Source organism: Pontibacter ramchanderi, from assembly GCF_002846395.1.
In the GTDB taxonomy this organism is placed as follows: Bacteria; Bacteroidota; Bacteroidia; order Cytophagales; family Hymenobacteraceae; genus Pontibacter; species Pontibacter ramchanderi.
Map to the genome: position 1 here is coordinate 103798 of NZ_PJMU01000003.1, position 25449 is coordinate 129246.

Genomic DNA, 25449 nt, shown 5'->3' on the forward strand with positions numbered 1-25449 from the left:
AATCAGGCGAAAACAAACACAAAATGAGCATAACACGAGAGATTGGTGCACATTACACCCCCGACAAAGGCACCCTGTTTACCGTATGGGCACCTGCTGCCGCACAAGTGGATGTGGTGTTAAAAGATAACGATAAGATAATACCCCTGCAGCGCGAAGCCTTTGGCTACTGGACCGCCCTGAGCGAAGAGACTGCCCCAGGCACCCGCTATACCTACCGCATCGACGAAGAGATAGAGCGCCCCGACCCCGCCTCCCAGCACCAGCCCGACGGCGTGCACGAGCCCTCTGACGTGGTGAGTCACCACGACTTCAACTGGACCGACAAAAAGTGGAAAGCACTGCCGCTGGAGCAATTCATCATCTACGAACTGCACGTGGGCACTTTCTCCGAAGACGGCACCTTTCAAGGCGTAATCGATAAGCTGCCCGAACTGGTGGACTTAGGTATAACAGCCATTGAGTTGATGCCCGTGGCGCAATTTGCTGGCAGTCGCAACTGGGGTTATGATGGCGTGTATCCCTCGGCGGTGCAGGAAAGCTACGGCGGTCCCGAAGGGCTCAAGAAACTGGTGGACGCCTGCCATGCCACCGGTATAGCTGTGGTGCTCGATGTAGTGTACAACCACCTCGGTCCTGAGGGCAATTACCTCAACGACTTCGGTCCCTACTTCACCAATAAGTATAATACACCGTGGGGCAAGGCGCTCAATTTCGATGACGCCCACAGCGACCATGTGCGCAACTTCTTTATCCAAAACGCGCTCATGTGGTTCCGCGACTACCACATCGACGCCCTGCGCCTCGACGCCGTCCACGCCATTCTCGACACAGGCGCCAAGCACTTTCTGCAGGACCTGCAGGAACAGGTGCACCATCTGGAAAAACAGCTCGGCCATACCTATTTGCTTATCGCGGAGAGCGACCTGAATGACGTGCGCCTCATCAACCCGATGGAGAAAGGCGGCTATGGATTGGCAGCACAGTGGAGCGATGATTTTCACCATGCCGTACACGCCTTGCTCACAGGCGAAAACTCCGGCTACTACAGCGATTTTGGAAAACTGGAGCAACTGCAAAAGGTGCTGCAGCACGGCTTTGTGTACGACGGCCTGTACTCCGAGCACCGCAAGCGCACTTTTGGCAGCGATGCCACCGCCAACCCTGCCCGGCAGTTTGTGGTATGCGCCCAGAACCACGACCAGATAGGCAACCGCATGCTCGGCGAAAGATTGAGCAAACTGGTTTCTTACGATATGCTCAAAGTAGCGGCCGGCCTGGTCTTGCTTTCCCCGTTCACCCCGATGCTTTATATGGGCGAAGAGTATGGCGAGGAGAACCCGTTCCTGTACTTTGTGAGCCACTCTGACAAAGACCTGGTGGAGGCGGTGCGCAAAGGGCGCAAAGAAGAGTTCTCGGCTTTTGCCTGGCAGGGCGAAGCACCCGATCCGCAGTCCGAAGACACGTTCCGCCAATCGAAACTGCAGCGCAGCTACGAGCACAGCGAACCGCACCGCCAACTGCGCGATTTCTATAAGGCGCTCATCAAGCTCCGCAAGTCAGCCCCCGCCCTGGCACGTCCCGACAAAACCCGCCTGCATGTTTCGGCTGATAGTCCTACCCAGGTGTTGCATATGATCCATTCAGGTGAAAGTCCCTACCTGTATATCTTATTTAACATAAGTAATCAACCACAAAAAGCAAAAGTGGTAAAAGAAGTCGGTGCGGATTGGAAATTGGTGCTGAGCTCTGACGAGCACCGATATGGCGGCGCAGGTAAGGCTCTAATGCAGGAAATAAATGCGGGTCAGGAAATAGAGCTACCTGCCGCCTCGGTTACCGTATTTCAAAGCAACATTATATTGTAATAGGGTGCAGCTATAGATTTTAAGTGAGGTGTCAGGGCAGTTGAGCGCTGCCGAAAATTATCCCCTTGAGGACAAGTGAGAACAAGAGTTCGAAACTTGCGACCATAGGTCAATAGGGGTATAAATTAGGGGCTGAAGCCAATTGTTAGCCGATTTGTAATTCCCTTGAATACGCTAACACCCCTCTGAGAGCTACGCTCGCTATCTTCGAACTCGCGTTCTCGATAGCCCTCAAGCCAAGAGTTGCGATAAGCTAGCGCCTCCGATAAAGTTTTATCGGAATCTAGGTATAGCACTTCACCCATAAGTAGCCGAGCACAAGTATACCTAACAGTTCTATTTCAAACAGTCATTTGCCCAAAGTAAACCCATGAACAAATACATCTGCATTCACGGTCACTTTTACCAGCCGCCCCGCGAAAACCCCTGGCTCAACGAGGTAGAGTTGCAGGAGTCGGCGCACCCATTTCATGACTGGAACGAGCGCATTACGGCTGAATGCTACGCACGCAATTCGGCCTCGCGCATCCAAAACGACAAAGGCCAGATCGTGGACATCCTAAACAACTACGCCCGCATGAGCTTCAACTTTGGGCCGACCCTGCTGGAGTGGATGGAGAAAAAGGCGCCGGACATCTATGAGGCAATTCTCGAGGCCGACAAGGAGAGCCAGAAGCGCTTTTCGGGGCACGGAGCTGCCATCGGACAGGTATACAACCACATGATCATGCCTTTGGCCAACGCCCGCGACCAGCACACGCAGGTGATCTGGGGCATTTATGACTTCCGGAAACGATTCGGCCGCGACCCTGAGGGCATGTGGCTGGGCGAAACCGCCGCCAACACCGAAACCCTCGAAGTGCTGGCTGAGCACGGTATCAAATTCACCATTTTATCGCCTTATCAGGCTAAACGCTACCGTAAGATCGATGAGAAAGAATGGCATGATGCCACAGGGGCTAAGATTGACCCGAAACGCCCTTACCGCTGTACTTTGCCTTCAGGCCGTACCATGGCGCTGTTTTTTTATGACGCGCCCGTGTCGCAGGCCATTGCATTTGAAGGTTTGCTGGAGAGCGGCGAGAAATTTGCGCACCGCCTGACCGGTACCTTTGACGAACACAGCAAAGACCCGCAGCTCATGCACATCGCCACCGACGGTGAAACGTATGGGCACCACCACCGCTTCGGCGAGATGGCCCTCTCCTACGCCCTGCACCACATCGAACAGGAGCAGCTGGCTAAAATCACGATCTACGGCGAGTACCTGGAGCTTTACCCGCCCAAGTATGAAGCGGAGATCATCGAAAACACCTCATGGAGTTGCATGCATGGCATAGAGCGCTGGCGCAGCGACTGCGGTTGCCACACCGGCGGGCACGACGATTGGAGCCAGGCCTGGCGGGCCCCTGTACGCGAAGCATTTGACTGGGTGCGCGACCAGTTGGAGCCCCTGTATGAGCAGGAGATGCGGCAGCTGGGCGCTGACCCCTGGCAGACACGCAACAATTACATCCAGGTAATCATGGACCGCAACGAGGAGCATGTGCTCGACTTCATACGAGCCCACACCGACCGCGACCTGAGCAAAGGAGAGCAAATCAAGTTCCTCAAACTGCTTGAGATGCAGTACCACGCCATGCTCATGTACACAAGCTGCGGTTGGTTCTTTGACGAGGTGACAGGCATCGAAACCATGCAGGACATCCTCTACGCCACCCGCGCCCTGCAACTGGCCAAAGACCTGAGCGGCAACGACTATGAAACGACCTTTGTAGATTTCCTGAAGCGGGCCAAGAGCAACAATAAGGAGTATGGCGATGCCTCCAAAGCTTATTACAAAATCGTGCAGCCTACCCAACTGGACCTGCTCCGCGTCGGTGCCCACTATGCGGTTTCGTCTCTCTTCACCGATTCGCCCGAGGAACTGCCACTGTATAGTTACAAGGCCACTTCGGAATATTACGAGATGCTGGAGGCCGGCCGGCAGCGTCTGGCCATTGGCAAGGCGTTCATCCGCTCGACGATCACCTGGGAGGAAGCGGACATTTCATTCGGGGTGCTGCACATAGGCGACCATCAATTGTTTGGGGGCGTGCGCAAATATGTGGGGCCCGACGCCTTCGCTACCTTACACCACGAGCTCAGCACTGCCTTCGACAAGGGCAACATCACGGAGGTGATCATGCTGCTCGACAAGCATTTCGAATCGCACAATTACTCGTTCTGGCACCTGTTCCGCGACGACCAGAAAAAGATCCTCGATCAGGTACTGGAGCAAACCATGCGGGCACTCGAGCACGATTTTCAGCAGGTATACGACAATAACTACCCGCTCATGGCTGCCATCAAAAACGTAGACATGAAACTGCCGCGCCCCCTTCAGATCACGGTAGACTATATTGTGACTGGCCGTTTGCTCGAAGCCCTGATGGCCGAACGAGTGGACGTGGACACGGTACTCAAACTGCTGAAGGAGGTGGAACGCATGGGGGTGAAACTGGACGAAGACGCTGTGAACTATGCCGCGACCATCCATGTGGAAGAGGCGATGCACTACCTCGAGGACAATCCCGACGATACCGACCACATGCTATACCTGACCGAACTGCTGACGGTGATCAACGGCTCCAGTCTGCAGCCGGAGTACTGGCAGTCGCAGAACATTGCCTTCAAACTGCGGCAGGGCACCTACGAGACCTATTGCAATAAACAGGAAGAACATAACGAAAAAGCCGCGGCCTGGTGCAGGCAGTTTAAAAACCTGTATGAGAGCCTCAACCTGAAGCTTTAGCCCGCCGGCGAACTGACCTTTCTCTCTACAGCTAAAAAGAAATCAACATGGTATACATACCTTCCTCTACCTACCGAGTACAGCTCTCGCATCGGTTTACGCTGCGCGACCTGAAAAACATAGTCCCTTACCTCCATAATCTGGGCATCAGCACCGTTTACGCGGCGCCTTTCTTCACGGCCCGGCCTGGCAGCGAGCACGGCTACGACGTAACAGACCCGCACCAGCTCAACCCCGAGGTGGGCACCCTGGAGGAACTGCAGGAAATTGCCGAAGAACTGAAAGCGCACGGTATGGGCTGGCTGCAGGACATCGTGCCGAACCACATGGCTTTTCACCCGAATAATGCCTGGCTGATGGATGTGCTCGAAAAAGGCCAGAAATCGCGCTACTATACCTTCTTCGACGTTAACTTCAGCCACCCGGATTTCAAAGGCCAGCTCATGGTGCCTTTCTTAGGGGAACCGCTGCAGAATGTGCTCAGGCAGGGACAGATCAAGATCACGTTCGATGAACAGGGATTTCGGGTGAATTACTTCGATAACGTTTACCCGGTCAGTATCGACAGCTATACCTGGCTGCTGGAAAAAGTCGCTACTGGAATCACCTCAGACCAGGCCAAATCCCGACTCACAGAGCAGGTGCAAAAACTGGAGGCACTGATGGCGCAGGACAGGCTGGACCCCAACGACTGGCTGCAGGCAAAGAAAGTCCTTTTTGAAGCCGTGCAGGAACAGCCCGACCTGAAACAAGGTATAGCCGATGCACTGCAAGGTATAAACGACGACAGAAGTACCTTGCAGGAGTTGCTGGCGCAGCAGTACTACATCCTGAGCCATTGGCAGGAGACGGAGCACAAGATCAATTACCGTCGCTTCTTCACCGTCAACGACCTGATCTGCACGGCCATGGAGCGGCAGGAGGTATTTGACCATTACCACCAGTTCATTAAGGAGCTGTGCATGCGGCAGTTGGTGCAGGGCCTGCGGGTAGACCACGTCGACGGCCTTTTCGACCCGGACACTTATCTGGAGCGACTGCGGGAGCTGGCAGGTGAGCAGGTATACCTGGTGGTCGAGAAAATTCTGGAAGGCGAGGAAAACATGCCCGACTACTGGCCCATACAGGGCAACAGCGGCTACGATTTCCTGGCCTGGGTGAGCAACCTCTATACCGATGCAGAGGGAGAAAAGAAACTGACGGAGATTTACCGTCGCCTTGTTCCCAACGCTGCCCTCGACTATGAAGAACTGGTTTACGAAAAGAAACTGCTGATACTCGAAAATTACATGCAGGGTGAGTTGCAGAACCTGCTCCGGCTGCTGCGCGATTGTGCGCTTATACCTGCGGATGATAACAACTGGCACCATGCGCTGGCGACCCTGCTCGCCTCTTTTCCGGTATACCGCATTTACGGCCATACCTTCCCGCTTCCTGCCGCCGCCATGGAGGTGGTAGACCAGGCCTTTGCCATCGCCTATGAAAAAGCCCCTGAAGCAAAAGCTGAACTGGAGCATCTGCGCACCCTGTTCGAATCTGATGCACAGGACAGCGAGGAGAAAAAGCGCGAGAAGCTCTACTTTGTGATGCGCAGTCAGCAGTTCACAGGCCCGCTTGCCGCAAAAGGCGTGGAAGACACGACTTTCTATAACTACAACCGCCTGCTGGCGCTCAACGAAGTGGGCAACAGCCCGGATGTGTTCCACCTCGACCGTCGCGATTTTCACGAGCGCATGCAATACCGCATCCAGACCTACCCGCACTCCATTAATGCCACCGCCACCCACGACACCAAACGCGGTGAAGGCTCCCGCATGCGCCTGCAGGTGCTGAGCGAGCTGCCTGAAGAGTGGGAGAAGAACGCCGGAGAGTGGTTGCGACGGGCACAGCAATACAGCCAGGAGAACAGCCCGACGCCGAACGACCTCTACTTCTTGCTGCAGACCTTGCTGGGTGTGATGCCGATCGACGGGAAAGTAGACGACACGCTGGTGGAACGAGTGCAGGAGTACCTGGTGAAAGCATTCCGGGAGGCAAAGGTCAATACCAACTGGTCAGAGCCAAACGAGCGCTACGAATCAGCCACGAAAGACCTGGTAAAAAAACTGCTGCAGGAAGACGAGCAGTTTATGGCCTCTTTCCGACCGTTCTTCCAAAAAGCGGCGCACTTCGGTTGGATCTACTCGCTCTGCCAGACGCTTCTTAAGACGACTTGCCCGGGAGTACCCGACGTATACCAAGGCTGCGAACTCTGGGACTTCAGTCTGGTAGACCCCGACAACCGCCGCCCCGTGGACTATGAACAGCGGCAGCAATTTCTGCAGGAAATAAAAGTAAATGAGCAACCCGCCGAACTACTACAACAACTCCTTTCCTCACCTACCGATGCACGGGTCAAGCTATACCTGCTGCACCAGGTGCTTGGGCTACGCAAAGGCCTAAAAGCGCTCTTCGATAAAGGCAGCTACATTCCATTGCAACTAACAGGAGCGCACAGCAACAATGCCATGGCTTTTGCTCGGCACCACGAACAGGATTGGTGCCTGGTGGTAGTACCGCGTTTGCTCACGAACCTGATCTCTGAAAACGAGCTGCCGCTGGGCGAGCAGGTATGGGGCGATACCGCACTACAGCTGCCCGCCGATGCTCCGAAGGTATGGCAGCACCTGTTTGGCGGCCAGATAGTGGAGGCGAAGCAAACAATACCACTGGCTGACATTTTCAAGACTTTCCCGGTTGCACTTTTAACTTCACCAACACGATGATCATACCTAAACGAAGTAGCGGCATCCTGCTCCACATCACCTCGCTCCCATCGGCCTACGGCATTGGCGACCTGGGACCCGAGGCCTACAAATTTGCCGACCTGCTGGCCGAGGCCGGACAGCGCTACTGGCAAATACTGCCCCTTAACCCTACCGAAATCGGGTCAGGCAATTCGCCCTACAGCAGTCACTCGGCCTTTGCCGGGAACCCCTTGCTTATCAGTCCGGAGAGACTGGTGGACGACGGCTTGCTGGACAGGAAAGACCTGCGGGCGGGCGGTGGTTTCAACAAAACAAAGGTAGACTTCCCGAAAGTGGCGGCCTATAAGGTGAAGCTGCTGCATCAGGCCTACGACAATTTTAAAGACGGGCAGGCCGGCAAGCTCAAAGGGGAGTTTATCCGCTTTCAGGAAGCGCACAAAGCCTGGCTGCCAGACTTTACCTGGTTTGTGGCTTTTAAGCATTACTACGACCGGAAGCCCTGGACTGAGTGGCCTGAAAAATTAAAGAACCGACAGGGGCACGCCATGGAGGCCCTCACCGCTGAGTTGGCCGGCGAAATTGAACGGGAGGCTTTTTTCCAGTTTCTGTTCTACCGCCAATGGGAGGCCCTCAAAGCTTACTGCACATCCAGGGAGATCACGTTTATTGGCGATATGCCCTTTTACGTGAGCCACGACAGCGCCGACGTATGGGCACACCCGCACATTTTCAAACTCGACCGAGCCGGCATGCCAACGGCCGTGTCAGGGGTGCCCCCCGATTATTTCAGCGAGTCAGGTCAGCTTTGGGGCACGCCGGTATTCGACTGGAAGGCCCTGCAGGAACAGGGCTTTGACTGGTGGCTGCAGCGCATTGCCCACAACCTGGAGCTGTTCGGCTTGCTGCGACTCGACCACTTCCGGGCTTTCTCGGCATACTGGGAAGTGCCTGCCGATGAGAAAACCGCCATCAACGGCAAGTGGGTGAAAACACCGGGAGCCCCGCTCCTGGACCTGGTGCGCAAGCGCTTCCCGGCCATGCCCATCATTGCCGAGGACCTGGGTGAGATCGACCAGCCGGTGCGCGACCTGATGGCAGCTTTTGACCTGCCCGGGATGCGTGTGCTGCTTTTTGCCTTTGGCGAGGATCTGCCCCAAAGCCTGTATGCGCCGCACCACCATGTGCTGAATTCGATTGTGTATACCGGCACGCACGACAACAGCACCGTGCGGGCCTGGTACGAGCACGATGCCAGCCGGGATGACAAGAAGCGCCTTTCAGACTACAGCGGGCAGCAGCTCTCGAAAGAAAATGCACACCAGGTGATGGGAAGACTGGCCTATATGTCGGTGGCGCAACTGGTGGTATTGCCCCTGCAGGATGTGCTGGGCCTGGGCAAGGAGGCGATCATGAACAAACCCTCCACCGCCAATGGCAACTGGCTATGGCGCCTGCAGCCTGGTCTTTTCACAAAGGTCATCGCTAAAAAGCTCCGCCAGCAAGTGGAGTTGTACGGAAGGTAGCGCCTCTCTCCGACTCACCAACTAGGTATAGCGCTATTTCAAAACCTAAAAAGAGAATCTGCAGCGACAAAGCTCCTGGGATTCTCTTTTTTTATTCGCTTTAAAATCTTACATTGATTCAGCTTTCAGGTATAGCCTGAAAGATTTTCTCACCTAATCTACAGCACTATGCCATTAGCTTCCACAGCATTACCCCTGGGCACTGTAGCACCCAACTTTGCCCTGCTCGACACGGTCTCCGACAAGCTTGTTTCGCTACAGGACGTCGTTTCCACCAAAGCCACCGTGATCATGTTCCTCTGCAACCATTGCCCCTATGTGCAGCACATACTGGACGAACTGGTGCAGGTAGCCAGGGAGTATCAGCAAAGAGGAGTACATTTTGTGGGCATCAGTGCCAACGACGTCACGCATTCCCCGCAGGACGGACCGCAACAGATGCGTGAGCTGGCCAGGGAGAAAGGTTTTCCCTTTCCATACCTCTACGACCAGACCCAACAGGTAGCGCGTACTTACCAGGCCGTTTGCACACCGGAGTTCTATGTGTTTGACCGTAACATGCGCTTGGCCTACCATGGGCAGTTTGACGATGCCCGGCCTAAAAACGAAACGCCCGTAACAGGCCGAGACCTGCGACAGGCGCTGGATACCTTGCTGGCGGGCGGCCAGGTGAATGCTGACCAGAAGCCAGGTATAGGCTGCGGCATTAAATGGAAAACGCAGCAGGAGGCAGTGGATTAGGCTGCGTGCTGGCCATGTAACCCGCCAGGGCATTGGCCTGGTCCAGGTAGTGGGAAGTGTACTGGGCATCTCCCGAATGAATGTAGAGGGCTGTCTTTCCCATGATAGCATCGATGATGCTCTCGTGCTCGCCCAGCGGCACAGCCGGACAACCCAGGCTGCGGCCCAGTCTTCCGTACTTGTTCATGAAGTCCTCGGTGGCATACTCGGCTCCGTGCATCACCACGGCACGGTCGCGGGCATTGGTGTTATACCCTTCGTCCAGGCCGTCGAGCCGCAGCGACTTTCCGTGCTTGCCGTGGTAGATGTCATCGGTTACATAAAAGCCCACACTGCTCATAAACGACTTGTGCTCGTTTGAAAATTCCTGCGCCTGCACTTCGCCGGAGTTGCGCCCATGCGCGACATAAGTGTTGTACAGCACCTCCCGGTTTTCCAGGTCGAGTACCCAGAGCCGCTTTTCGTTCGAAGGTTTCGTAAAATCCACCACTGTCAGGATACCCTTGTCGGAGAGGCGGCCTTCGTTGTACATGCCGTAATAACCCATCAGCGCACTGTTGAACACATCGTAGCTCAGGTCTGCCGCACTCAGGTTCATCTGCGTATAGAGGTCAAACGATACCTGCTCAAAGCGCATAACAGAGAGGGCCGTCACACGCGGTTTCACTTTCTCGACAGAGACATACTTGCCCGCGCCAATGGAGGCCGAGGGAGATAGTATCAGTGGTGCAAAGAGAGGCAGCAGGCGTTTGCCCATTTTCTTTTTGCGGTTGCGCCACCGTTGTTTTATGCTTTTCTTTCTGACGTTCGTTCTCACAATCCAATCCTGTTGGTACATCTGGTTTTACGCGTCTGGCCAGGCTCTGTTTAAATTCGCTCCAAGGTCCAATCGTACTTTTAAATCATTCTATATCAGACGAAAGGAATCAAAGCGGGTATCATATTTGTATAGAAAGGAGTACGTACCCCAAAACCGGAAACGATAACAAGCATGAACCCGAAGCCGATCCGCTATTCTTCTTTCTTATACCTCTTACTTTTTGCTCTTATCCTCACAGGCTGCGGAAGCCGGGAAACCCTGCGGGGTGTGTTCAAGAAAGAGACGCCTTATGAAGCCTACGCTACTTCCCTGAAAACCGCTAAACTCGACGAAACCGCCATCGGACAGGATTGGCTTGCCGCCGGGCAGTTGGCCTTGCAGCGCCCCATACCTGTGACGCTCCCTTTCAAGGAAACCGGTTATTTTCCGGCGGACAATCCGCGGGCGCTGGGATACAGGCTAGAGGCCAAACGAGGGGAGCAACTGGTGGTGAGCCTGGAGATGAAGGCCCGCCAGACCATACAAGTGTTTATTGATTTGTTTGAAGCCGGCACCGATCCGGCAACTCCTAAACGCGTAGCCTCTGCCGACACAGCCGCCACAACACTGACTTATGTAGTGGACGAAGACATGGCCCACCTGCTGCGCATACAGCCCGAGCTTTTGCGGGGCGGCACTTATACCATTACCATAGAGGCACAACCCACGCTGGCATTTCCTATACCTGGCAAATCGAGCCGGCACATTGCCAGCATCTGGGGCGACCCGCGCGATGCCGGTGCCCGCAGCCACGAAGGCATTGACATCTTCGCCCCTCGCGGCACACCTGTGGTTGCGTCGGCAGACGGCGTGGTATCGCGGGTTAGCGAGACGCCGCGCGGCGGAAAAGTGATTTGGCTTTCGGATCTGAACCGCGGCCATAACCTGTACTATGCCCACCTGGACCAGCAATTAGTGACGGCCGGGCAACGCGTTAGCCTGGGCGATACACTGGGGCTGGTAGGCAATACCGGAAACGCCAAAGGGACGGGACCACACCTGCATTTCGGCATTTACCGCTACGGCCGCGGCGCCACCAACCCCTACCCTTACGTGCATCAATCCGCAGCACCTATACCTGCCATAAAAGTCGATGCCTCGCACATTGGTAACTGGGTGCGGGTCTCGTCGAAAATGGCCAACGTTCGCATGGCGCCTTCGGCTAAAGCAGCGCTGTATACCTCGCTCCCCAAAAACACACCACTGCAGGTAACGGGCGCCGCCAACAACTGGTACCGCGTGCGCCTGGCCGATCAAACTGAGGCTTACATCATCAGCTCGCTTGTGGAAGGTATAGCCAAACCCATCGCGGTAAAGAAATTGACTCTGGGGCGCCCGTTGCTGGACGAGGCGCACCCGGAGGCTGGCCAAATAGACAGCCTACGGGCAGGCGCTGCTATACTTGTAGTGGCCGTTAACGGTAATTTTGAGCTGGTGCGACAGCCAGACGGCAGGCTCGGCTGGGTGCAAAGTGCTGATTAAAATTCTGTTCCCCGCTGCCATATTTTGGTGATTCGGGAGTTTTCTGCGTACAGCTTTTATACTTATATTTGAGTTGGGAAAGCATGTTGAACGCACTTAAACAGATTCTATTTGAAGTTAGCTGCTATTGATATCGGTTCGAACGCTGTGAGATGCCAGATTTCCAGTGTCCTGAACCAGAATGGGAATGTCATTTTTAAGCGAGTAGAATACATCCGCTACGCCATCCGGTTTGGCGAGGATGTGTTCAGCAACGGTTTTATCAGCGAGCAAAAAATTCAAAAATTCATCAAGCTTCTCCACGCCTTTCAACTCTTGCTCGATGTACACGATGTGGACCACTACATGGTATGCGCTACTTCGGCCATGCGTACCTCCGAAAATGCGCCCGAAATTCTAGACCGTGTGCAGCAGGCGATCGGCATGGGTATACAGGTGATTGACGGAGTAGCGGAGGCGGATCTGATCAACAAAGTCATCGTCAATTTCCTGGATGAGCGCAACTACCTGCACATCGATGTAGGCGGCGGCAGCACCGAGTTCAACATTTATGTGAACCGCGAAAAGATGGCTTCGCAGTCTTTTGAGCAGGGCTCCATCCGCCACATGCACGGCGTGGACTCGCAGGAGCTTTGGAACAGCATGCGCGCCTGGATCGAGGACAATGCCCGCAAGTACCACCTCACCCGCGCCATCGGTACAGGCGGTAACATCAACAAGATTTTTGACCTCTCAGGCAAGGCACTCGGCAAGGCGATCTTCCGCAAGCAGATCGAGGAGATCACGCAGCGTATCGCGTCTCTGACCATGGAGCAACGCATCACCGAACTCCTCCTCAACCCCGACCGTGCCGATGTTATTCTCCCCGCCGCTGAGATCTACCTTTCAGCTATGAAATGGGCGAAACTGGAGAGTATGCTCGTGCCGGCTGTTGGTTTGAAGGATGGGATGATTCATGCGCTTTATGAGCAGCACCATCAGGAGCGTTTTGTGATTAGTCAGATTAGTCGGTAGTTTTCGCCTTGCCGGTGGGGCTGAATTTTAGGTATAGCTTAATAGCGTACGACTGCTGGTCATTCATGGCGCGAGTGTTTGGTATGGTGGGGCCTCTGACCCAGGTATAGGCATACCTGGTGTGGCTGCGGTTGTCTACACCTTAAGCTGATTTATTCTATAGCTTCGCCTGCGCGGCGAGCACTCACTTTTTGTCTTGACACAAAAAGTAAGCAAAAAAGTCAAGACGCTCCAAACTCGCTGAACGCTCAAACAGTGGAGCGCCGAAAAGTGCCCCGTGCGCCGCTTTCTGCTTTGTAGCCCAAGTGCAAGGTAGCCTTGCTATACCTGCCAGTGGTCTATGACAGTAACTACAGCGCTTATACCTGTAACGTAGTAGGTATAGATTCCCCGCCTTGGACAATCGAGAACGTGAGTTCGAAGATTGCGAGCGTAGCTCTGAGGGCTAGGGGTGGTTGGACCCGATATAGCTAAACAGTAAACACGAAGCTTATACCTCTAAATTGGCAATGCCGGGAAATTCCCCTCTGGGGGTAGGGGCCCTCGATAAAGGGAGGGGCAGGGGTGGATATAATCGTGCAAGAGAATCCTGTTAATCCTTAAATCCTGTAAATCCTGATCCAGACAAACAAAACCCCCCTCCTGTTTTTAGGAGGGGGCTAGGGGGAGGTTACACCAGTTCTACCTCCTGTGCGGCATCCTCGAACACCTTTTTGTAGAATAGCTTATGCACGTCAATAACATCTTCCGTTGCGGCTGGTTTTTTGCGGGCGTAGGTGCCGTCTTCGCGCATGATGTAGGAGTTCTGGTTGTCGAGCAGGTTGTAGTAGAGGATGTTGATGGCTTCTTTCTTTAACTCCTCGTTCACGATCAGGAACAGCGCCTCGATGCGGCGGTCGAAGCTGCGCACCATGATGTCGGCGCTGCCGCCGTATACCTTGGAGTCGCCGTTGTTGTGGAAGTAGAAGATGCGGCTGTGCTCCAGGTACTCGCCCACAATCGACTTCACCGTTATATTCTCACTCAAATCCTCGCGCCCAGGGCGCAAACAGCAGATGCCCCGCACGATCAGCTTGATCGGCACGCCAGCCTTGGAGGCTTTGTAAAACTCATCGATTACCTCCTTGTCTTCCAGTGAGTTGATCTTGATCACGATCCCACTCTTCAGGCCCTTTTTGGCATTGCGCGCCTCATTCCGGATCAGCTCGATCAGCTGCTGGCGCATGGCTTTAGGTGAGGTAAGCAGGTACTTGTACTCGTTCGGCCGCGAGTGACCGGTAATAACATTGAAAAACTCTGATACGTCGTGCGCATATACCTCGTTGGTGGTGAGCAGGCTCACGTCGGTGTAGAGGCGGGCGGTCTGCTCGTTGTAGTTGCCACTGCCGATGTGCACGTAGCGGGTCACCTTCTCCCCTTCCTTGCGGATGATCATGAGCATTTTGGTGTGCGTCTTGTACTTGCTGATGCCGTAGATCACAAAGCAACCGGCTTTCTCCAGGCGCTCGCCTTCGCGCAGGTTGCGCTCTTCGTCGAAGCGGGCCTTTACCTCGAACAGTACCGACACGTGCTTGCCGTTTTCAGCCGCTTTCAGCAACGCAGCCGTCACCCGCGACTGGTCAGCCAGGCGGTAAATCGTCTGCTTGATGCCCAACACGTAAGGGTCTTCGGCGGCACGCTCCAGCAGTTGCACCACGGGCTCCATGTTGTTGTAAGGGTGGTGCAGCAGCACGTCGTGCTCCTTCAGGTACTCAAACATGTCAACCGACTCGGCTGGCAGACTGAGCGGTGTTACGGGGGCGGGCTGCTTAAAGCCTTTGTCCTTGAACTGCCGGTGGTTGATGATCTGCCACAGACCGCGCAAATCGATCATGCTCGTGATGGTGAACACGTTGGCATTGTCGATGGTCCAGCGCTCCTTCAGGATCTTCATCATGAACTGAGACGGATTGCGCTCGATTTCCAGGCGCACCACACGGCCTTTCTTGCGCGTCTTCAGTTTCGATTTGATCTCCTGCACAAAGTCCGCTTCAATGTCATCCGATTCCTCCAGCGTGAAGTCGCCATTGCGGGTGATTCGGAACAGGTTCACCGACACGATCTCCACGTTGCGGAAAAGCTTTTTGATCTTCCAGCGAATGATCTCCTCGATGGGCACGAACACGATCTTGTCTTTGCGGTTGATCTCGTAAAAGCGGGCCAGGTTCTGCGGTATCTGCACAAAAGTCACGCGGTCCTGCGCTTTCTGCTCCTCGGTGGTGCGGGTTACCACACCAAAAGTCAGCAGCTGGTTCATAAGCAGCGGGAAGCCATGGTAATTGTCGAACACCATGGGCGTGAGCAGCGGGTAGATCGTGTTTTTGAAGTAGCTGTCCACCTTTTTCTGCTCCACCTCGGTCAAATCGCCCACTTTCAGGATATCGAACCCGCTCTTATCGAACAGCTCAGCCAGTTCGTTGTTGAACGTGAGGTACTGGTCGTTGACGAAGCGGTGGGCGTAGTCGAGCAGCTTTTTACGGAAAGGCAGCTCGCGCAGTCCAGAATAGTCCAGTCGCTCCTTGCCGTAGTCGATGTAATTGTACAAGCTGCCTACACGGATCATGAAAAACTCGTCGAGGTTGGAAGCCGTGATGGCCATGAACTTGAGCCGGTCGAAAATGGTGCGGCTGGTATCGCGGGCCTGGTCGAGCACACGATAATTGAAGCGCAGCCAGCTCAGGTCGCGGCTGATGTATTTACTGCGTTTTATCTGGTCAGAAACCTTATTGATCAGCATGTTTTCAGATGTTAAAAAACCCCGTGTCGGTTTGCCAAACCAGCACTTCCGGACAGAGGCAGGTATACGGACATTGCCTTAAGAACGCCCAACTGCTAATATAATTTTTGTATATGAATTTGTCATGCCTTTTGCCGAAAGCTTGCACAAATGTTTTACAAAAGCACTTTTTAAACCTAAAAAAACCGCTATACCTGTCGCGTAACCAAGATAACAAAACCAATCGGGGTGCACAGGGTATAAAAGTAAGCCAAGCACAGAAACCGTACAGGCGCATGCTATACCTGCAAAAGGTGGTTATATGCGTGCCCCCTCCTCCTGACAAACTGGATTTGAATCGAAGTGCATGTTGCTGATGTTGCATGATAAGTAACGAAGATGAAGCCTTGTGGGAAAAGCTTACATAATAGCCTTTTAGTATCCTTAGCTCTGGTCCTGACCTGTTTATGGCAGCCTGTAGTAGCCGGGGCTTTCTGGCAAAGCGACTCCTCCAGATCCGCCATCAACATCGGTCTGACCGGGCATACGGGCTTCATCATCCCCCACTCGCGCGACATCCGGGATGTTTCCGGCTCCAACCCATGGGGTATAGAGGCAGACGTGAGCCTGCACTTTAGTAACGAACGTGCCTGGCAGTACCTGCAAGGTTACCCGAGGCTAGGCGCTGCACTGGCCTACTACAACTTCGACAACCCGGATGTGCTGGGCAGCGCCTATACCCTGCTGCTTTATGTGGAGCCTTTCCTTTCGGCGCACCGCCGCTTCAGTCTCTCTTTCCGCTTCGGTGCCGGGCTGTCTTACATGGATAACATTTATCACCCGGAAACAAACCCGGACAACCTTTTCTACAGCACGCGCATCAGTTTCCCGCTCGAGATCAACCTGCTGGGCAATTACCGGTTGAGCGAGCGCTGGATGCTGCGGGCAGGGGGCACCTACAAGCACATTTCGAATGGAGGTTTGCGACAGCCAAACAAAGGAATTAATTTTCCGTCTGCTACACTGGGCCTTAACTATACCCTGCGGCCAGCCGATTTTCCGGAAAGGCAGCTGGCTGCCAGCATGCTGGAGCAACAAGAGCGCTCCCTTCTGGTGGCTGCTTTCGGCACTGGCAAAGACACCCGCGATGCTGCCTCGCGCAAGCTGCCGCTACTGGGCATAGTCGCTTATGTGAGCCAGCCCATCGGCCGCATCAGTGCGCTGACCGGTGGCGCAGAATGGATTGCGGACTACTCCTTGCGGAAGCAACTGCAGGACAAGGAAGATGGCCGTGATTTTCAGCGGGGTGCTTTGCTGGTGGGGCACGAGCTGCGCATCGGGCGCTTCCGGTTCAATCAGCAGTTGGGGGTGTACGTATACGCTCCTTACAAAGCCCGCGACCCCGTGTACCAGCGCTGGGGACTGGAGTACCACACCCAAAGGAATATGTTTTATGGCATCAACCTAAAGGCCCACCGCCATGTCGCTGATTTTCTGGATGCCCGTGTCGGGGTTAGATTTTAATATCATGAAACATCTCACATTAGCTCTTTGCCTGTTCCTTTGCACCGCCTGTGCAGGTATAGCCCTGTCTGAGCAGTCAGATCAACTGGTCACAAAAACCAGCCGCTACGGTATGGAAGAAACACTGACCAGACTGCGAACAGCCCTGCAAGGTATGGGCATCAACCTGGTAGCGGAAGTGGACCATGCCAAAGCTGCCACAGGCAATGGGCTGACGCTCCGCCCTACCCATGTGCTTATTTTTGGCAACCCACTGGTGGGCACCCGCCTGATGCAGGCCGACCAGCGGACTGGTCTGGACCTACCCTTAAAGTTACTGGTATGGGAAAATGAAAATGGCCAGGTATACCTGAGCTACCGTACGCCCCATGCGCTGCAACAGGACTACAAACTGCAGAATGAGAAAGCTGTACTGGATAAAATGGACAAGGTGTTTGAGAAACTAAGTACCGCTGTTCAAGAGTAGCTACCGATTTTCAAGCTCCTGAAAACAACCGCTTAGCCTTTATCGGGACAAGGCAAGCGAGCAGACCACAGGCTAAAAATTAGCTCTCACACCCATTGTAAGTGCCTATATTTTAAATTATTATTGCGGATTAAGGGACACCTAACAGCTTCCTGATCCTACTATGCCAAACTATCGTCCACTCGCTTTTGGGGGAGGCTTTCTGCTCCTGTTCGCCATCTACCATTTTCCGGAGTTTTTTGATTCCTTCTGGCTAATGGCTTTGTTTAAGATCGGGTTTCTGGTGGTTGCTTTTGTGTTGGCCAGAGCCCAGGGAAGGCGTGGGCTGGGAGGCTACGGTTTGGGACTGACATCTAACTGGCTGGGGCAACTAACGGTAGGACTAGTCCTCGGACTGGCATTTTTTGTGCTGTCATTTTATCTCACGGTTTTACTGGGCTACGAAAGCATTACGGCTAACGCCACTATTGGGGCTTTTGCCAAACAACTGCCCATGCTCCTACTCATGACTGCGGTTCCTTCTGTAGCGGAGGACATCTTAACACGGGGTTATCTCTACGCCCATCTGCAGCACATAAAACCTGTTTATTGGGTGCTGCTTTCAGCCCTGGTCTATGTTTTGAACCATATCTGGCGCTTGGATGATGGCGCTGCGGTCTTGTCCTATCTAGCGTTGCTGGGCCTGGTGCTTGCCTATGCGGTCATCATCACCAAGTCACTCTGGCTTGCCTTTGGCATACACTGGGGGGCTAACATTGCCTACGAATCAACCAAAACACTTTTCAGCACTGCTTCGACTTCAAGTGATGCCAGCACGTGGATATTGGCAGGCTGCTGGGGTGTAGTGTTGTTACTGTTGATCTTATGGCGGTCCTACAGAAAGCCCCGTGCACTCAGGTATAGCACTAGCGTCTGATGTTTATTTCAGCAAACACAAAGGTGTTAGAATAGTAGCAACTGCCTTATTCCAGAAGCAGCCGTTGCTGTTCTCACATTTCGTTCGTCTATCATCTGCTGGTAACGTGCTCGTGCAGCCGAAGCCCGTAGCGTAGCAAGGGTTAAAGCTGCACCTTGTTGGGCTGTCGTTGTTTTTAGTTATATACAGCGAAATGGTAGAAGTCTTCTTCAATATTCTCAAACAGGTCAAATCGGGTCGAGTCTTTTGGAATCTTTCGACTGCTGTAGAGAATACCTTCTTCGCCATACATGGCTGATACTTTCCATCTATAAGAGATTCCTTCTTTACGTATGCCTACATCACTTATTCCAGCGTCCTTCATTCCTTTAATAACAGCCATAGCTTTTACACTATCAATTTTAATACTATGAGCATTTAGAAGGCTGTCTAGAGAAGTATAAGGTGTTCGGTCTCCTTCTTCGTAGTAGCTATTGTAGAAGCCTAGCTCTGGTGAATATCCAAAAGTCTGTTTAGCTAAATTGATTACTGTTCCATTTATAACAATATAGTTCTTGTCAGGCAAGACTGCGATATTTTCTATGTTATCGAGAGAGACGACTGATTGATGTAAGCTTCTGAATTCACTACTCTTCAGCAACACACTGCTGTCAACCGCTTTTTCATTGGAGCCAAACATAAAATGAGCAACTACAACCAGCCCAATAAAAAGAACTACCAAAGCGAAGGCTGTTATTCCAATTAGCTTAAATATGATTTTAAAAAACTTCATTACTTATCTATGTAGCCCAACTATCTGCTAGCAGGAGCACTAACTCCCACTATCTGCATTATGTCAGGAATGCTAGCGCTTCACCAGAAGCACACTCCTAACACAGCGCTTATCCATTCAATATACAAATTCTCCTATACCTTTCATAGGCACTTAAAAAAAGCGGCTGCTTCTTTTCAGAAACAGCCGCCATCAGGTATAGCTAAATCAATTCAAATTTACACGTCTACGCGGGCATATTTGGCATTGCGCTCAATGAAATCGCGGCGAGGACCTACCTCGTCGCCCATCAGCATCGAGAACAGGTGGTCGGCCTCAGCGGCTGACTCAATTGTCACCTGCTTCAGGCTGCGGGTTTCAGGGTCCATGGTGGTACTCCAGAGCTGCTCCGGGTTCATCTCACCAAGACCTTTGTAGCGCTGCACGCCTACGCTCTCGTCTTTGCCCTTGCCCAACTCGGCAATGGCGTCAATGCGGTCCTGCTCACTCCAGCAGTAACGTTCTTCTTTGCCCTTCTTCACCAGGTAAAGCGGCGGCAAGGCTATGTAGATATAACCTTTCTCGATCAGCTCGCGCATGTAGCGGAAGAAGAAGGTCAGGATCAGCGTCCGGATGTGCGATCCGTCCACGTCGGCGTCCGTCATGATGATGATGCGGTGGTAACGCAACCTCTCCATGTTCAGGGCCTTCTCACCATCGGCTGTACCGAAGCTCACGCCCAGCGCCGTGATCATGTTCTTGATCTCATCGCTTTCGTAAATGCGGTGCTCCTGCGCTTTCTCCACGTTCAGGATCTTACCGCGAAGCGGCAGGATGGCCTGGAACATACGGTTACGGCCCTGCTTGGCAGACCCGCCGGCTGAGTCACCCTCTACCAGGTATATCTCGCAGTTTTCCGGGTTGTTGTCAGAGCAGTCGGCCAGTTTACCCGGCAGGCTGGTACTGGAGAGTACGTTCTTGCGCTGCACCATTTCGCGGGCCTTGCGGGCGGCGTTACGGGCCTGAGCTGCCAGTATCACCTTCTGCACAATGGTACGCGCCTCTTTCGGGTTTTCCTCCAGGTAGGTGCTCAGCATCTCGCCAACGGCCACATCCACAGCGCCCGACACATCGGAGTTACCAAGTTTGGTTTTGGTCTGCCCCTCAAACTGCGGCTCGGCCACTTTTACGGATATAACCGCAGTCAGGCCTTCGCGGAAGTCGTCACCGGCAATCTCGATCTTCACCTTGTCCAGCATACCCGACTTGTCGGCGTAGGCTTTGAGGGTACGGGTAAGGGCGCGGCGGAAACCGGCTACGTGCGTACCACCCTCAATGGTGTTGATGTTGTTCACGTAAGAGAAGATGTTCTCGGTATAGGACGTGTTGTACTGCAGGGCAATCTCCACAGGTATACCGTTCTTTTCGCTCTCCACATGGATCGGTTCCGGAATCAGGTTCTCACGCGTCTCGTCCAGGTAGGCCACAAACTCTTTCAGACCACCCTCCGAGAAGAAGGTGTTGGAAAGCGGCTGTCCGTCTTCGCCTGTCTCGCGCAAATCCGTCAGGTTGATGCGGATGCCTTTGTTCAGGAAAGAAAGCTCGCGCAGGCGACTGGCGATGGTGTCGTACTTATACTCTGTGGTGGTAAAGATCGAAGCATCTGGCTGGAACGTTACCTCAGTGCCTGTTCTGTCTGTAGTGCCGATCTCGCGCACCGGATAGGCAGGTATACCGATGTTGTAGTGCTGCTCAAACACCTTTCCGTTGCGGTGCACGGTTACGTGCAGGTCCGTCGACAGGGCGTTCACGCAGGATACACCCACCCCGTGCAGACCACCGGAAACTTTGTAAGTGTCTTTGTCGAACTTACCGCCGGCGTGCAACACGGTCATTACTACTTCCAGCGCCGAGCGGCCCTCTTTCTGGTGAAAGTCAGTAGGTATGCCGCGGCCATTGTCCGACACGGTAATAGAGTTGTTGGGGTTGATGGTCACATTGATCGTGTCGCAATGACCGGCCAGGGCCTCGTCAATGGAGTTGTCCACTACCTCCCACACCAGGTGGTGCAGGCCTTTGATGCCAATGTCGCCGATGTACATGGCAGGACGCTTGCGCACGGCCTCGAGCCCTTCCAGTACCTGAATACTATCTGCTGAATAATTATTGTGCAATTGTTTTTCTTCTACTTCACTCATGTGTGTATCTGGGTAGATTGAATAGGTAAAATTACCAATTTATTTCGTTTTATCTATGCTTTGGCGCCGAGTTATTATGCGGGCGACCGGCTGCTGCTTTGCAGACCGAACCCGGCTTGCCGCCACACTTTATTTAAAACAAAACCACAAGCTCTTTAGTGCCTGTTTATCAGACTTATATGCCTAAAAATACAAAAAGACCGCCCTGTAATAAGGCGGTCTCCCTGCTTTTTCGAATGCAAAGTATATCGGCAAAATGAGGCAACCTGTAAACAGGTATAAGCGCGCGCTCTTTTTGCCTAATGGAGTGACTACTGAAGCCGCTCCGTTTTTTTCATAGCTCAGTCAGGCATTGCATCGTGTACAAAACGAGTTTACTGTATTCGAATTGTTAAGGTTGCTGAAAATTTCTGTCGCTGTATGGGCGTCTTATGTTAAATTTCGGCCATGAAAACGATCCTTCTTCTCCTTATTTCCAACATCTTCATGACCTTCGCCTGGTATGGGCACCTCAAGTTTAAAGAAACAGTGCTCTGGAAGGTCATACTGGTCAGCTGGTTCATTGCCTTCTTCGAGTATCTGTTTCAGGTGCCGGCCAACCGGATCGGCCACGGGCAGTTCACCGCCTTTCAGCTCAAAACCATTCAGGAGGTGATCACGCTTGTGGTGTTCGTGGCTTTCTCGGTGCTATACCTGAAAGAAGAAGTGAAATGGAATTACATCGTCGGCTTCGTCTTCATCCTGCTCGCCGTGTTCTTCGTGTTTAAGAAGTGGTGATTTTTGATTGTTGGATTGTTAAATTGTTGATGGCTGAAATGTTGGAAGGTTCACGGGCGAAGGGCGGCCCTTCTAACTTTGGCTGCAGCCAGAATTAATGCCCACCTTTGGCACTATACCTGTATCTTTGCAGTTGACAGCTGCCTGTTTCAGAAACAGCAGTTGTATTGTCTAACCCAAACTTATACCCGACAGATGAAAAAGTGGCTGCTATACCTGAGCCTGCCTTTCTCCCTGATCGCATGCCAGGGGGGTGCCTCTGAAGCGGAAGACCCGCAGCAGGCACTGCAGACTGCGGTAATGGACCTGCACGACGAAGCCATGGCCGATATGGGCAAGATCTACCGCCTGCGCCGCAACCTGACCAGCCTCCGCGACAGCCTGCAGGCACACTCCTCCGACACCACCACCATCAGCCTGCTCACGCGCCGTATACATGAGCTAAACCAGGCCGATGAAGCCATGATGGACTGGATGCGCCACTACAAAGCGCCCGACTCGCTGGCCCACGAGCAGGCCATGCTATACCTGAACGAAGAGCACCGGAAAATGGAGCGCGTCAAATCCCTGATGGACAGCACCATTGCCAACGCAAAAGAAACCTACGCGACTTATGAAAAGAAATAAACGAGGCACCTTTCTCCCGGCCCTGCTGCTCGGCCTCGCGGCACTCAGCTGGCAAGCCTGCTCGCAGGAGCAGTCCACTGGCACGGGCACACTACCCTACCTGGGTGAGCGCCAGTTGGTGCAGCGCGAAGTCGATGGCCAGCAGGTAACCGACACGGTCTACCACCGCATCCCAGACTTCGCCTTTATCGACCAGGACAGCCAGGTAGTCACCAGCCTCACGGTGCAGGACAAGGTATACGTCACCGACTTTTTCTTTACCACCTGTCCTACCATCTGCCCCAAAATGAAGAGCCAGATGATCCGTATTTACGAAGCTTTTGCAGATGACCCGCGCGTGATGCTCCTCTCCCACACCATCGACCCGAAACACGACACCGTGGCCGTGCTGCGCGACTACGCCGACCGCCTGCAGGTGGACAGCAACAAGTGGCGCTTTGTAACCGGCGAAAAGGACAGCATTTACAGCATTGCGATGCAGTACATGGTGTCGGCGATGGAGGATGAGGAAGAGCCCGGCGGCTTTGTGCATAGCGGCGCCTTTGTGCTCGTAGACCAGAACCGCCACGTGCGCGGCATTTACGACGGTACCGACCCTGCCCAGGTCGACCGGCTGATCCGTGACATACCTGCCCTGTTGCCTAAAAAGAAAAAGAAGGATGCTGATAAAAACTAAGTTTCTGCTCTACTCGGCCGGTGCAGCCGCCTTGCTTACCCTCACGCAGTGCTTTTATACCGATAAGCAGAACGAAGGGGAGCAGCTTTATACCCAGTACTGCGCCAACTGCCACATGGACGACGGCAGCGGTCTCCGCAACCTGATCCCACCCCTGGCCGGCGCCGATTACCTGGAGAACCACCGCGATGACCTGGCCTGCATCATCCGGCACGGGCAGACAGGCAATATTGTGGTGAACGGCAAGAATTACAACCAGGGTATGCCGGGTTTCGAGCATCTCAATGCTGGTCAGATCACCAACATCCTCAACTACGTGCAAACTAACTTCGGCAACAACAACCCTCGGTTCTCTATACAGGAGGTAGAAAAGCAGTTGTTTAAATGCCGCCATCTGTTGGAGCAATAAAACCGATTAAAAAGAAAAGGCGCTGTAATTATGCTACAGCGCCTTTTTTTATACCTGTGAGGTAAGACTGGTCTATCTTCCAAAATCGTCCTGCACGCGCACAATATCATCTTCATTTGACGGGTTAGCGGCGTCGGTGTGTTGCCAGATTTCGGCCAGCACGCCCCAGCCGTCGAGGCCCACCAGGCGGTGGCGTTCGCCCTGGCGCAGCGTGATGAGGTCGCCGGGGTTAAGCACTTTCAATTCGCCTTCTTCGTCAGTGTCGCTGGTCACGACGCCCACAGTGCCTTTCACTACTTTCCAGATCTCGGCGCGGCGGTGGTGGTATTGCCAGCTCAGTCGCTTCTTCGGTGCCACGAGCAATATCTTCGGGCTCAGCTTTCCGGATATCTTTAACTGATCAACCGGTATGCTGTCGAAGTAAGCGTTGGCAAAGTCTTGGGCCTGTGCTTCGTCGATCACAAAAAATCCGCCCCAGGGACGGCTTTGGTCCTGGTTGCTGATGTTGAAACGCTGCTGCTTGAGTTGCTGCTCTACTTCTGCGAAAAGGGCTGCTTTATCAGTTGTGTCGGTAGTCATGTTCTGTTAGGGCTTTAAGGGTGATGGCGGACTGTTTGCAGGTATAGGCTAACGAAAAAGGGATATTGACTGTTTGGGCGGAACGCAAATTTAGTATAATTCTGTAAAACTCAAACGGACGCCGGCAGGTCGCATGCCTGTACCTGAGCGCCCGGTTTTGTGCACAGCTAAGCTGCTTTGCCTGCCAAAACATTTTGGAAGAAGCGCTCAAAATTCTTGTTCAGGGCGCCCCATTTAAACTCGTGGTTGGGTGTGCGGTAGCTATACCCTGCAAAAGTGTTTTTGGTCACCACCGGAAACTCACTGATCCGCTTTCCGCTGATCCAGCCGTAAAAGCCAATCTGCTTCTGCGCATAGTCCACCCAACCCACGATCACAAAGTCTTTGGAAGCCGGTTTTTGCTCCTGCGGGTAACCATAGGTCCAGTTGTCGTTCGGCGACCTGTCAGTTGATTTTTTTGCGACCTTCACGTCTATTTTGCTGCCACCTATCAAAAAATCAAAGGCATCTGAGTTCCTGTTCTCGAAGCCCGCACGATCCACCTCGTAGGTATAGCCGAGGGACTTGAGCCAGTGCTCGAAGGCGTATTCGCCCATACAGCCCAGCACGGCCTTCTCCAGGCGCTCCTTTTCTGTTAATCCAAATCTAGAGTACAGGCCATTGCGCACCATATCGGCCGCACACTCCCGGGCCAGCGTCAGGTTTGCATCAAAGTCGAAGTTTTGTACCAGCATGGCAGTTCA

20 protein-coding genes are annotated in these 25449 nt (G+C 53.5%); 14 read left to right on the plus strand and 6 right to left on the minus strand.

The window, feature by feature from the left end:
* Window positions 1-23: 23 nt before the first annotated feature.
* From treZ to BD749_RS13195, 5 genes are all read left to right on the plus strand, one after another.
* Window positions 24-1868 (plus strand): malto-oligosyltrehalose trehalohydrolase, encoded by a 1845-nt coding sequence (gene treZ / locus BD749_RS13175; protein ID WP_101445007.1) that lies wholly within the window; start codon window positions 24-26, stop codon window positions 1866-1868.
* 370 nt (window positions 1869-2238) lie between these two features.
* Window positions 2239-4662, plus strand: a complete 2424-nt coding sequence (locus BD749_RS13180) for a DUF3536 domain-containing protein (RefSeq protein ID WP_101445009.1) — start codon at window positions 2239-2241, stop codon at window positions 4660-4662.
* 47 nt (window positions 4663-4709) lie between these two features.
* A complete protein-coding gene (gene treY, locus BD749_RS13185; RefSeq protein ID WP_101445011.1) occupies window positions 4710-7427 on the plus strand; it encodes a malto-oligosyltrehalose synthase in 2718 nt (905 codons plus the stop codon).
* On the plus strand, window positions 7424-8932 hold the full coding sequence (gene malQ, locus BD749_RS13190; RefSeq protein ID WP_101445014.1) for a 4-alpha-glucanotransferase: 1509 nt from the start codon (window positions 7424-7426) through the stop codon (window positions 8930-8932). Before treY ends, malQ begins: the two co-directional genes overlap by 4 nt.
* A gap of 168 nt (window positions 8933-9100) precedes the next feature.
* A complete protein-coding gene (locus BD749_RS13195; RefSeq protein WP_101445016.1) occupies window positions 9101-9673 on the plus strand; it encodes a thioredoxin family protein in 573 nt (190 codons plus the stop codon).
* On the opposite strand, the gene BD749_RS13200 is transcribed toward BD749_RS13195, so the two are convergent.
* The gene (locus BD749_RS13200; protein WP_245869188.1) at window positions 9639-10511 is read right to left on the minus strand and encodes a murein L,D-transpeptidase catalytic domain family protein; all 873 of its coding nucleotides are present in this window, start codon (window positions 10509-10511) and stop codon (window positions 9639-9641) included. The genes BD749_RS13195 and BD749_RS13200 overlap by 35 nt on opposite strands.
* Before the next feature lie 153 nt (window positions 10512-10664).
* Here BD749_RS13200 and BD749_RS13205 point away from each other — a divergent pair, with 153 nt between their 5' ends.
* Together BD749_RS13205 and BD749_RS13210 are read left to right on the plus strand one after the other, a co-directional pair.
* Entirely contained in the window at window positions 10665-12014 is a 1350-nt protein-coding gene (locus BD749_RS13205; RefSeq protein ID WP_245869191.1) for a peptidoglycan DD-metalloendopeptidase family protein, read from the plus strand.
* A 111-nt stretch (window positions 12015-12125) separates the two neighbouring features.
* Complete coding sequence (locus BD749_RS13210; protein ID WP_101445018.1) at window positions 12126-13028, plus strand: Ppx/GppA phosphatase family protein; 903 nt, start codon at window positions 12126-12128, stop codon at window positions 13026-13028.
* 670 nt (window positions 13029-13698) lie between these two features.
* Here the strand turns inward: BD749_RS13210 and ppk1 are convergent.
* Window positions 13699-15804 carry a polyphosphate kinase 1 gene (ppk1, locus tag BD749_RS13215; RefSeq protein ID WP_101445020.1) on the minus strand — a complete coding sequence of 702 codons (2106 nt, stop codon included), beginning with the start codon at window positions 15802-15804 and terminating at the stop codon, window positions 13699-13701.
* A 378-nt stretch (window positions 15805-16182) separates the two neighbouring features.
* On the opposite strand from ppk1, the gene BD749_RS13220 reads away from it, so the two are divergent.
* From BD749_RS13220 to BD749_RS13230, 3 genes are all read left to right on the plus strand, one after another.
* Window positions 16183-17307 carry an acyloxyacyl hydrolase gene (locus tag BD749_RS13220; RefSeq protein ID WP_101445022.1) on the plus strand — a complete coding sequence of 375 codons (1125 nt, stop codon included), beginning with the start codon at window positions 16183-16185 and terminating at the stop codon, window positions 17305-17307.
* Window positions 17308-17311: 4 nt separating this feature from the next.
* Window positions 17312-17773 (plus strand): DUF302 domain-containing protein, encoded by a 462-nt coding sequence (locus tag BD749_RS13225; RefSeq protein WP_101445024.1) that lies wholly within the window; start codon window positions 17312-17314, stop codon window positions 17771-17773.
* 163 nt (window positions 17774-17936) lie between these two features.
* Window positions 17937-18689 carry a CPBP family intramembrane glutamic endopeptidase gene (locus tag BD749_RS13230; RefSeq protein WP_101445026.1) on the plus strand — a complete coding sequence of 251 codons (753 nt, stop codon included), beginning with the start codon at window positions 17937-17939 and terminating at the stop codon, window positions 18687-18689.
* Window positions 18690-18864: 175 nt separating this feature from the next.
* Here BD749_RS13230 and BD749_RS13235 read toward each other — a convergent pair whose 3' ends face one another.
* Both BD749_RS13235 and gyrB read right to left on the minus strand, forming a co-directional pair.
* Window positions 18865-19461: a hypothetical protein gene (locus tag BD749_RS13235; protein ID WP_101445028.1), complete on the minus strand. Its 597-nt coding sequence runs from the start codon at window positions 19459-19461 to the stop codon at window positions 18865-18867.
* A gap of 218 nt (window positions 19462-19679) precedes the next feature.
* Complete coding sequence (gene gyrB / locus BD749_RS13240) at window positions 19680-21638, minus strand: DNA topoisomerase (ATP-hydrolyzing) subunit B (protein WP_101445031.1); 1959 nt, start codon at window positions 21636-21638, stop codon at window positions 19680-19682.
* Window positions 21639-22085: 447 nt separating this feature from the next.
* Between gyrB and BD749_RS13245 the strand changes: the two genes are divergently transcribed.
* The 4 genes from BD749_RS13245 to BD749_RS13260 all read left to right on the plus strand — a co-directional run bounded on the left by BD749_RS13245 (window position 22086) and on the right by BD749_RS13260 (window position 24127).
* Complete coding sequence (locus BD749_RS13245) at window positions 22086-22415, plus strand: DMT family protein (protein WP_101445033.1); 330 nt, start codon at window positions 22086-22088, stop codon at window positions 22413-22415.
* Window positions 22416-22610: 195 nt separating this feature from the next.
* The gene (locus BD749_RS13250; RefSeq protein WP_101445036.1) at window positions 22611-23042 is read left to right on the plus strand and encodes a hypothetical protein; all 432 of its coding nucleotides are present in this window, start codon (window positions 22611-22613) and stop codon (window positions 23040-23042) included.
* Window positions 23029-23718, plus strand: coding sequence for an SCO family protein (locus tag BD749_RS13255; RefSeq protein WP_101445038.1), 690 nt, complete (start codon window positions 23029-23031; stop codon window positions 23716-23718). The genes BD749_RS13250 and BD749_RS13255 overlap by 14 nt, the downstream gene beginning before the upstream one ends.
* On the plus strand, window positions 23702-24127 hold the full coding sequence (locus BD749_RS13260) for a c-type cytochrome (protein WP_101445041.1): 426 nt from the start codon (window positions 23702-23704) through the stop codon (window positions 24125-24127). Before BD749_RS13255 ends, BD749_RS13260 begins: the two co-directional genes overlap by 17 nt.
* Window positions 24128-24199: 72 nt before the next feature.
* Here BD749_RS13260 and BD749_RS13265 read toward each other — a convergent pair whose 3' ends face one another.
* Both BD749_RS13265 and BD749_RS13270 read right to left on the minus strand, forming a co-directional pair.
* Window positions 24200-24706 carry a cupin domain-containing protein gene (locus tag BD749_RS13265; RefSeq protein WP_101445044.1) on the minus strand — a complete coding sequence of 169 codons (507 nt, stop codon included), beginning with the start codon at window positions 24704-24706 and terminating at the stop codon, window positions 24200-24202.
* 167 nt (window positions 24707-24873) lie between these two features.
* Entirely contained in the window at window positions 24874-25440 is a 567-nt protein-coding gene (locus BD749_RS13270) for a hypothetical protein (protein WP_101445047.1), read from the minus strand.
* Between the last annotated feature and the right edge of the window lie 9 nt (window positions 25441-25449).

Coding starts and splice junctions, on each gene's coding strand:
- BD749_RS13180 (WP_101445009.1), top strand. CDS start 2,239: ATGAACAAATACATCTGCATTCACGGTCACTTTTACCAGCCGCCCCGC.
- BD749_RS13270 (WP_101445047.1), bottom strand. CDS start 25,440: ATGCTGGTACAAAACTTCGACTTTGATGCAAACCTGACGCTGGCCCGG.
- treZ (WP_101445007.1), top strand. CDS start 24: ATGAGCATAACACGAGAGATTGGTGCACATTACACCCCCGACAAAGGC.
- ppk1 (WP_101445020.1), bottom strand. CDS start 15,804: ATGCTGATCAATAAGGTTTCTGACCAGATAAAACGCAGTAAATACATC.
- BD749_RS13205 (WP_245869191.1), top strand. CDS start 10,665: ATGAACCCGAAGCCGATCCGCTATTCTTCTTTCTTATACCTCTTACTT.
- BD749_RS13250 (WP_101445036.1), top strand. CDS start 22,611: ATGAAAAAGTGGCTGCTATACCTGAGCCTGCCTTTCTCCCTGATCGCA.
- gyrB (WP_101445031.1), bottom strand. CDS start 21,638: ATGAGTGAAGTAGAAGAAAAACAATTGCACAATAATTATTCAGCAGAT.
- BD749_RS13195 (WP_101445016.1), top strand. CDS start 9,101: ATGCCATTAGCTTCCACAGCATTACCCCTGGGCACTGTAGCACCCAAC.
- BD749_RS13235 (WP_101445028.1), bottom strand. CDS start 19,461: ATGAAGTTTTTTAAAATCATATTTAAGCTAATTGGAATAACAGCCTTC.
- BD749_RS13225 (WP_101445024.1), top strand. CDS start 17,312: ATGAAACATCTCACATTAGCTCTTTGCCTGTTCCTTTGCACCGCCTGT.
- BD749_RS13220 (WP_101445022.1), top strand. CDS start 16,183: ATGAAGCCTTGTGGGAAAAGCTTACATAATAGCCTTTTAGTATCCTTA.
- treY (WP_101445011.1), top strand. CDS start 4,710: ATGGTATACATACCTTCCTCTACCTACCGAGTACAGCTCTCGCATCGG.
- BD749_RS13260 (WP_101445041.1), top strand. CDS start 23,702: ATGCTGATAAAAACTAAGTTTCTGCTCTACTCGGCCGGTGCAGCCGCC.
- BD749_RS13265 (WP_101445044.1), bottom strand. CDS start 24,706: ATGACTACCGACACAACTGATAAAGCAGCCCTTTTCGCAGAAGTAGAG.
- BD749_RS13255 (WP_101445038.1), top strand. CDS start 23,029: ATGAAAAGAAATAAACGAGGCACCTTTCTCCCGGCCCTGCTGCTCGGC.
- BD749_RS13245 (WP_101445033.1), top strand. CDS start 22,086: ATGAAAACGATCCTTCTTCTCCTTATTTCCAACATCTTCATGACCTTC.
- BD749_RS13230 (WP_101445026.1), top strand. CDS start 17,937: ATGCCAAACTATCGTCCACTCGCTTTTGGGGGAGGCTTTCTGCTCCTG.
- malQ (WP_101445014.1), top strand. CDS start 7,424: ATGATCATACCTAAACGAAGTAGCGGCATCCTGCTCCACATCACCTCG.
- BD749_RS13200 (WP_245869188.1), bottom strand. CDS start 10,511: ATGTACCAACAGGATTGGATTGTGAGAACGAACGTCAGAAAGAAAAGC.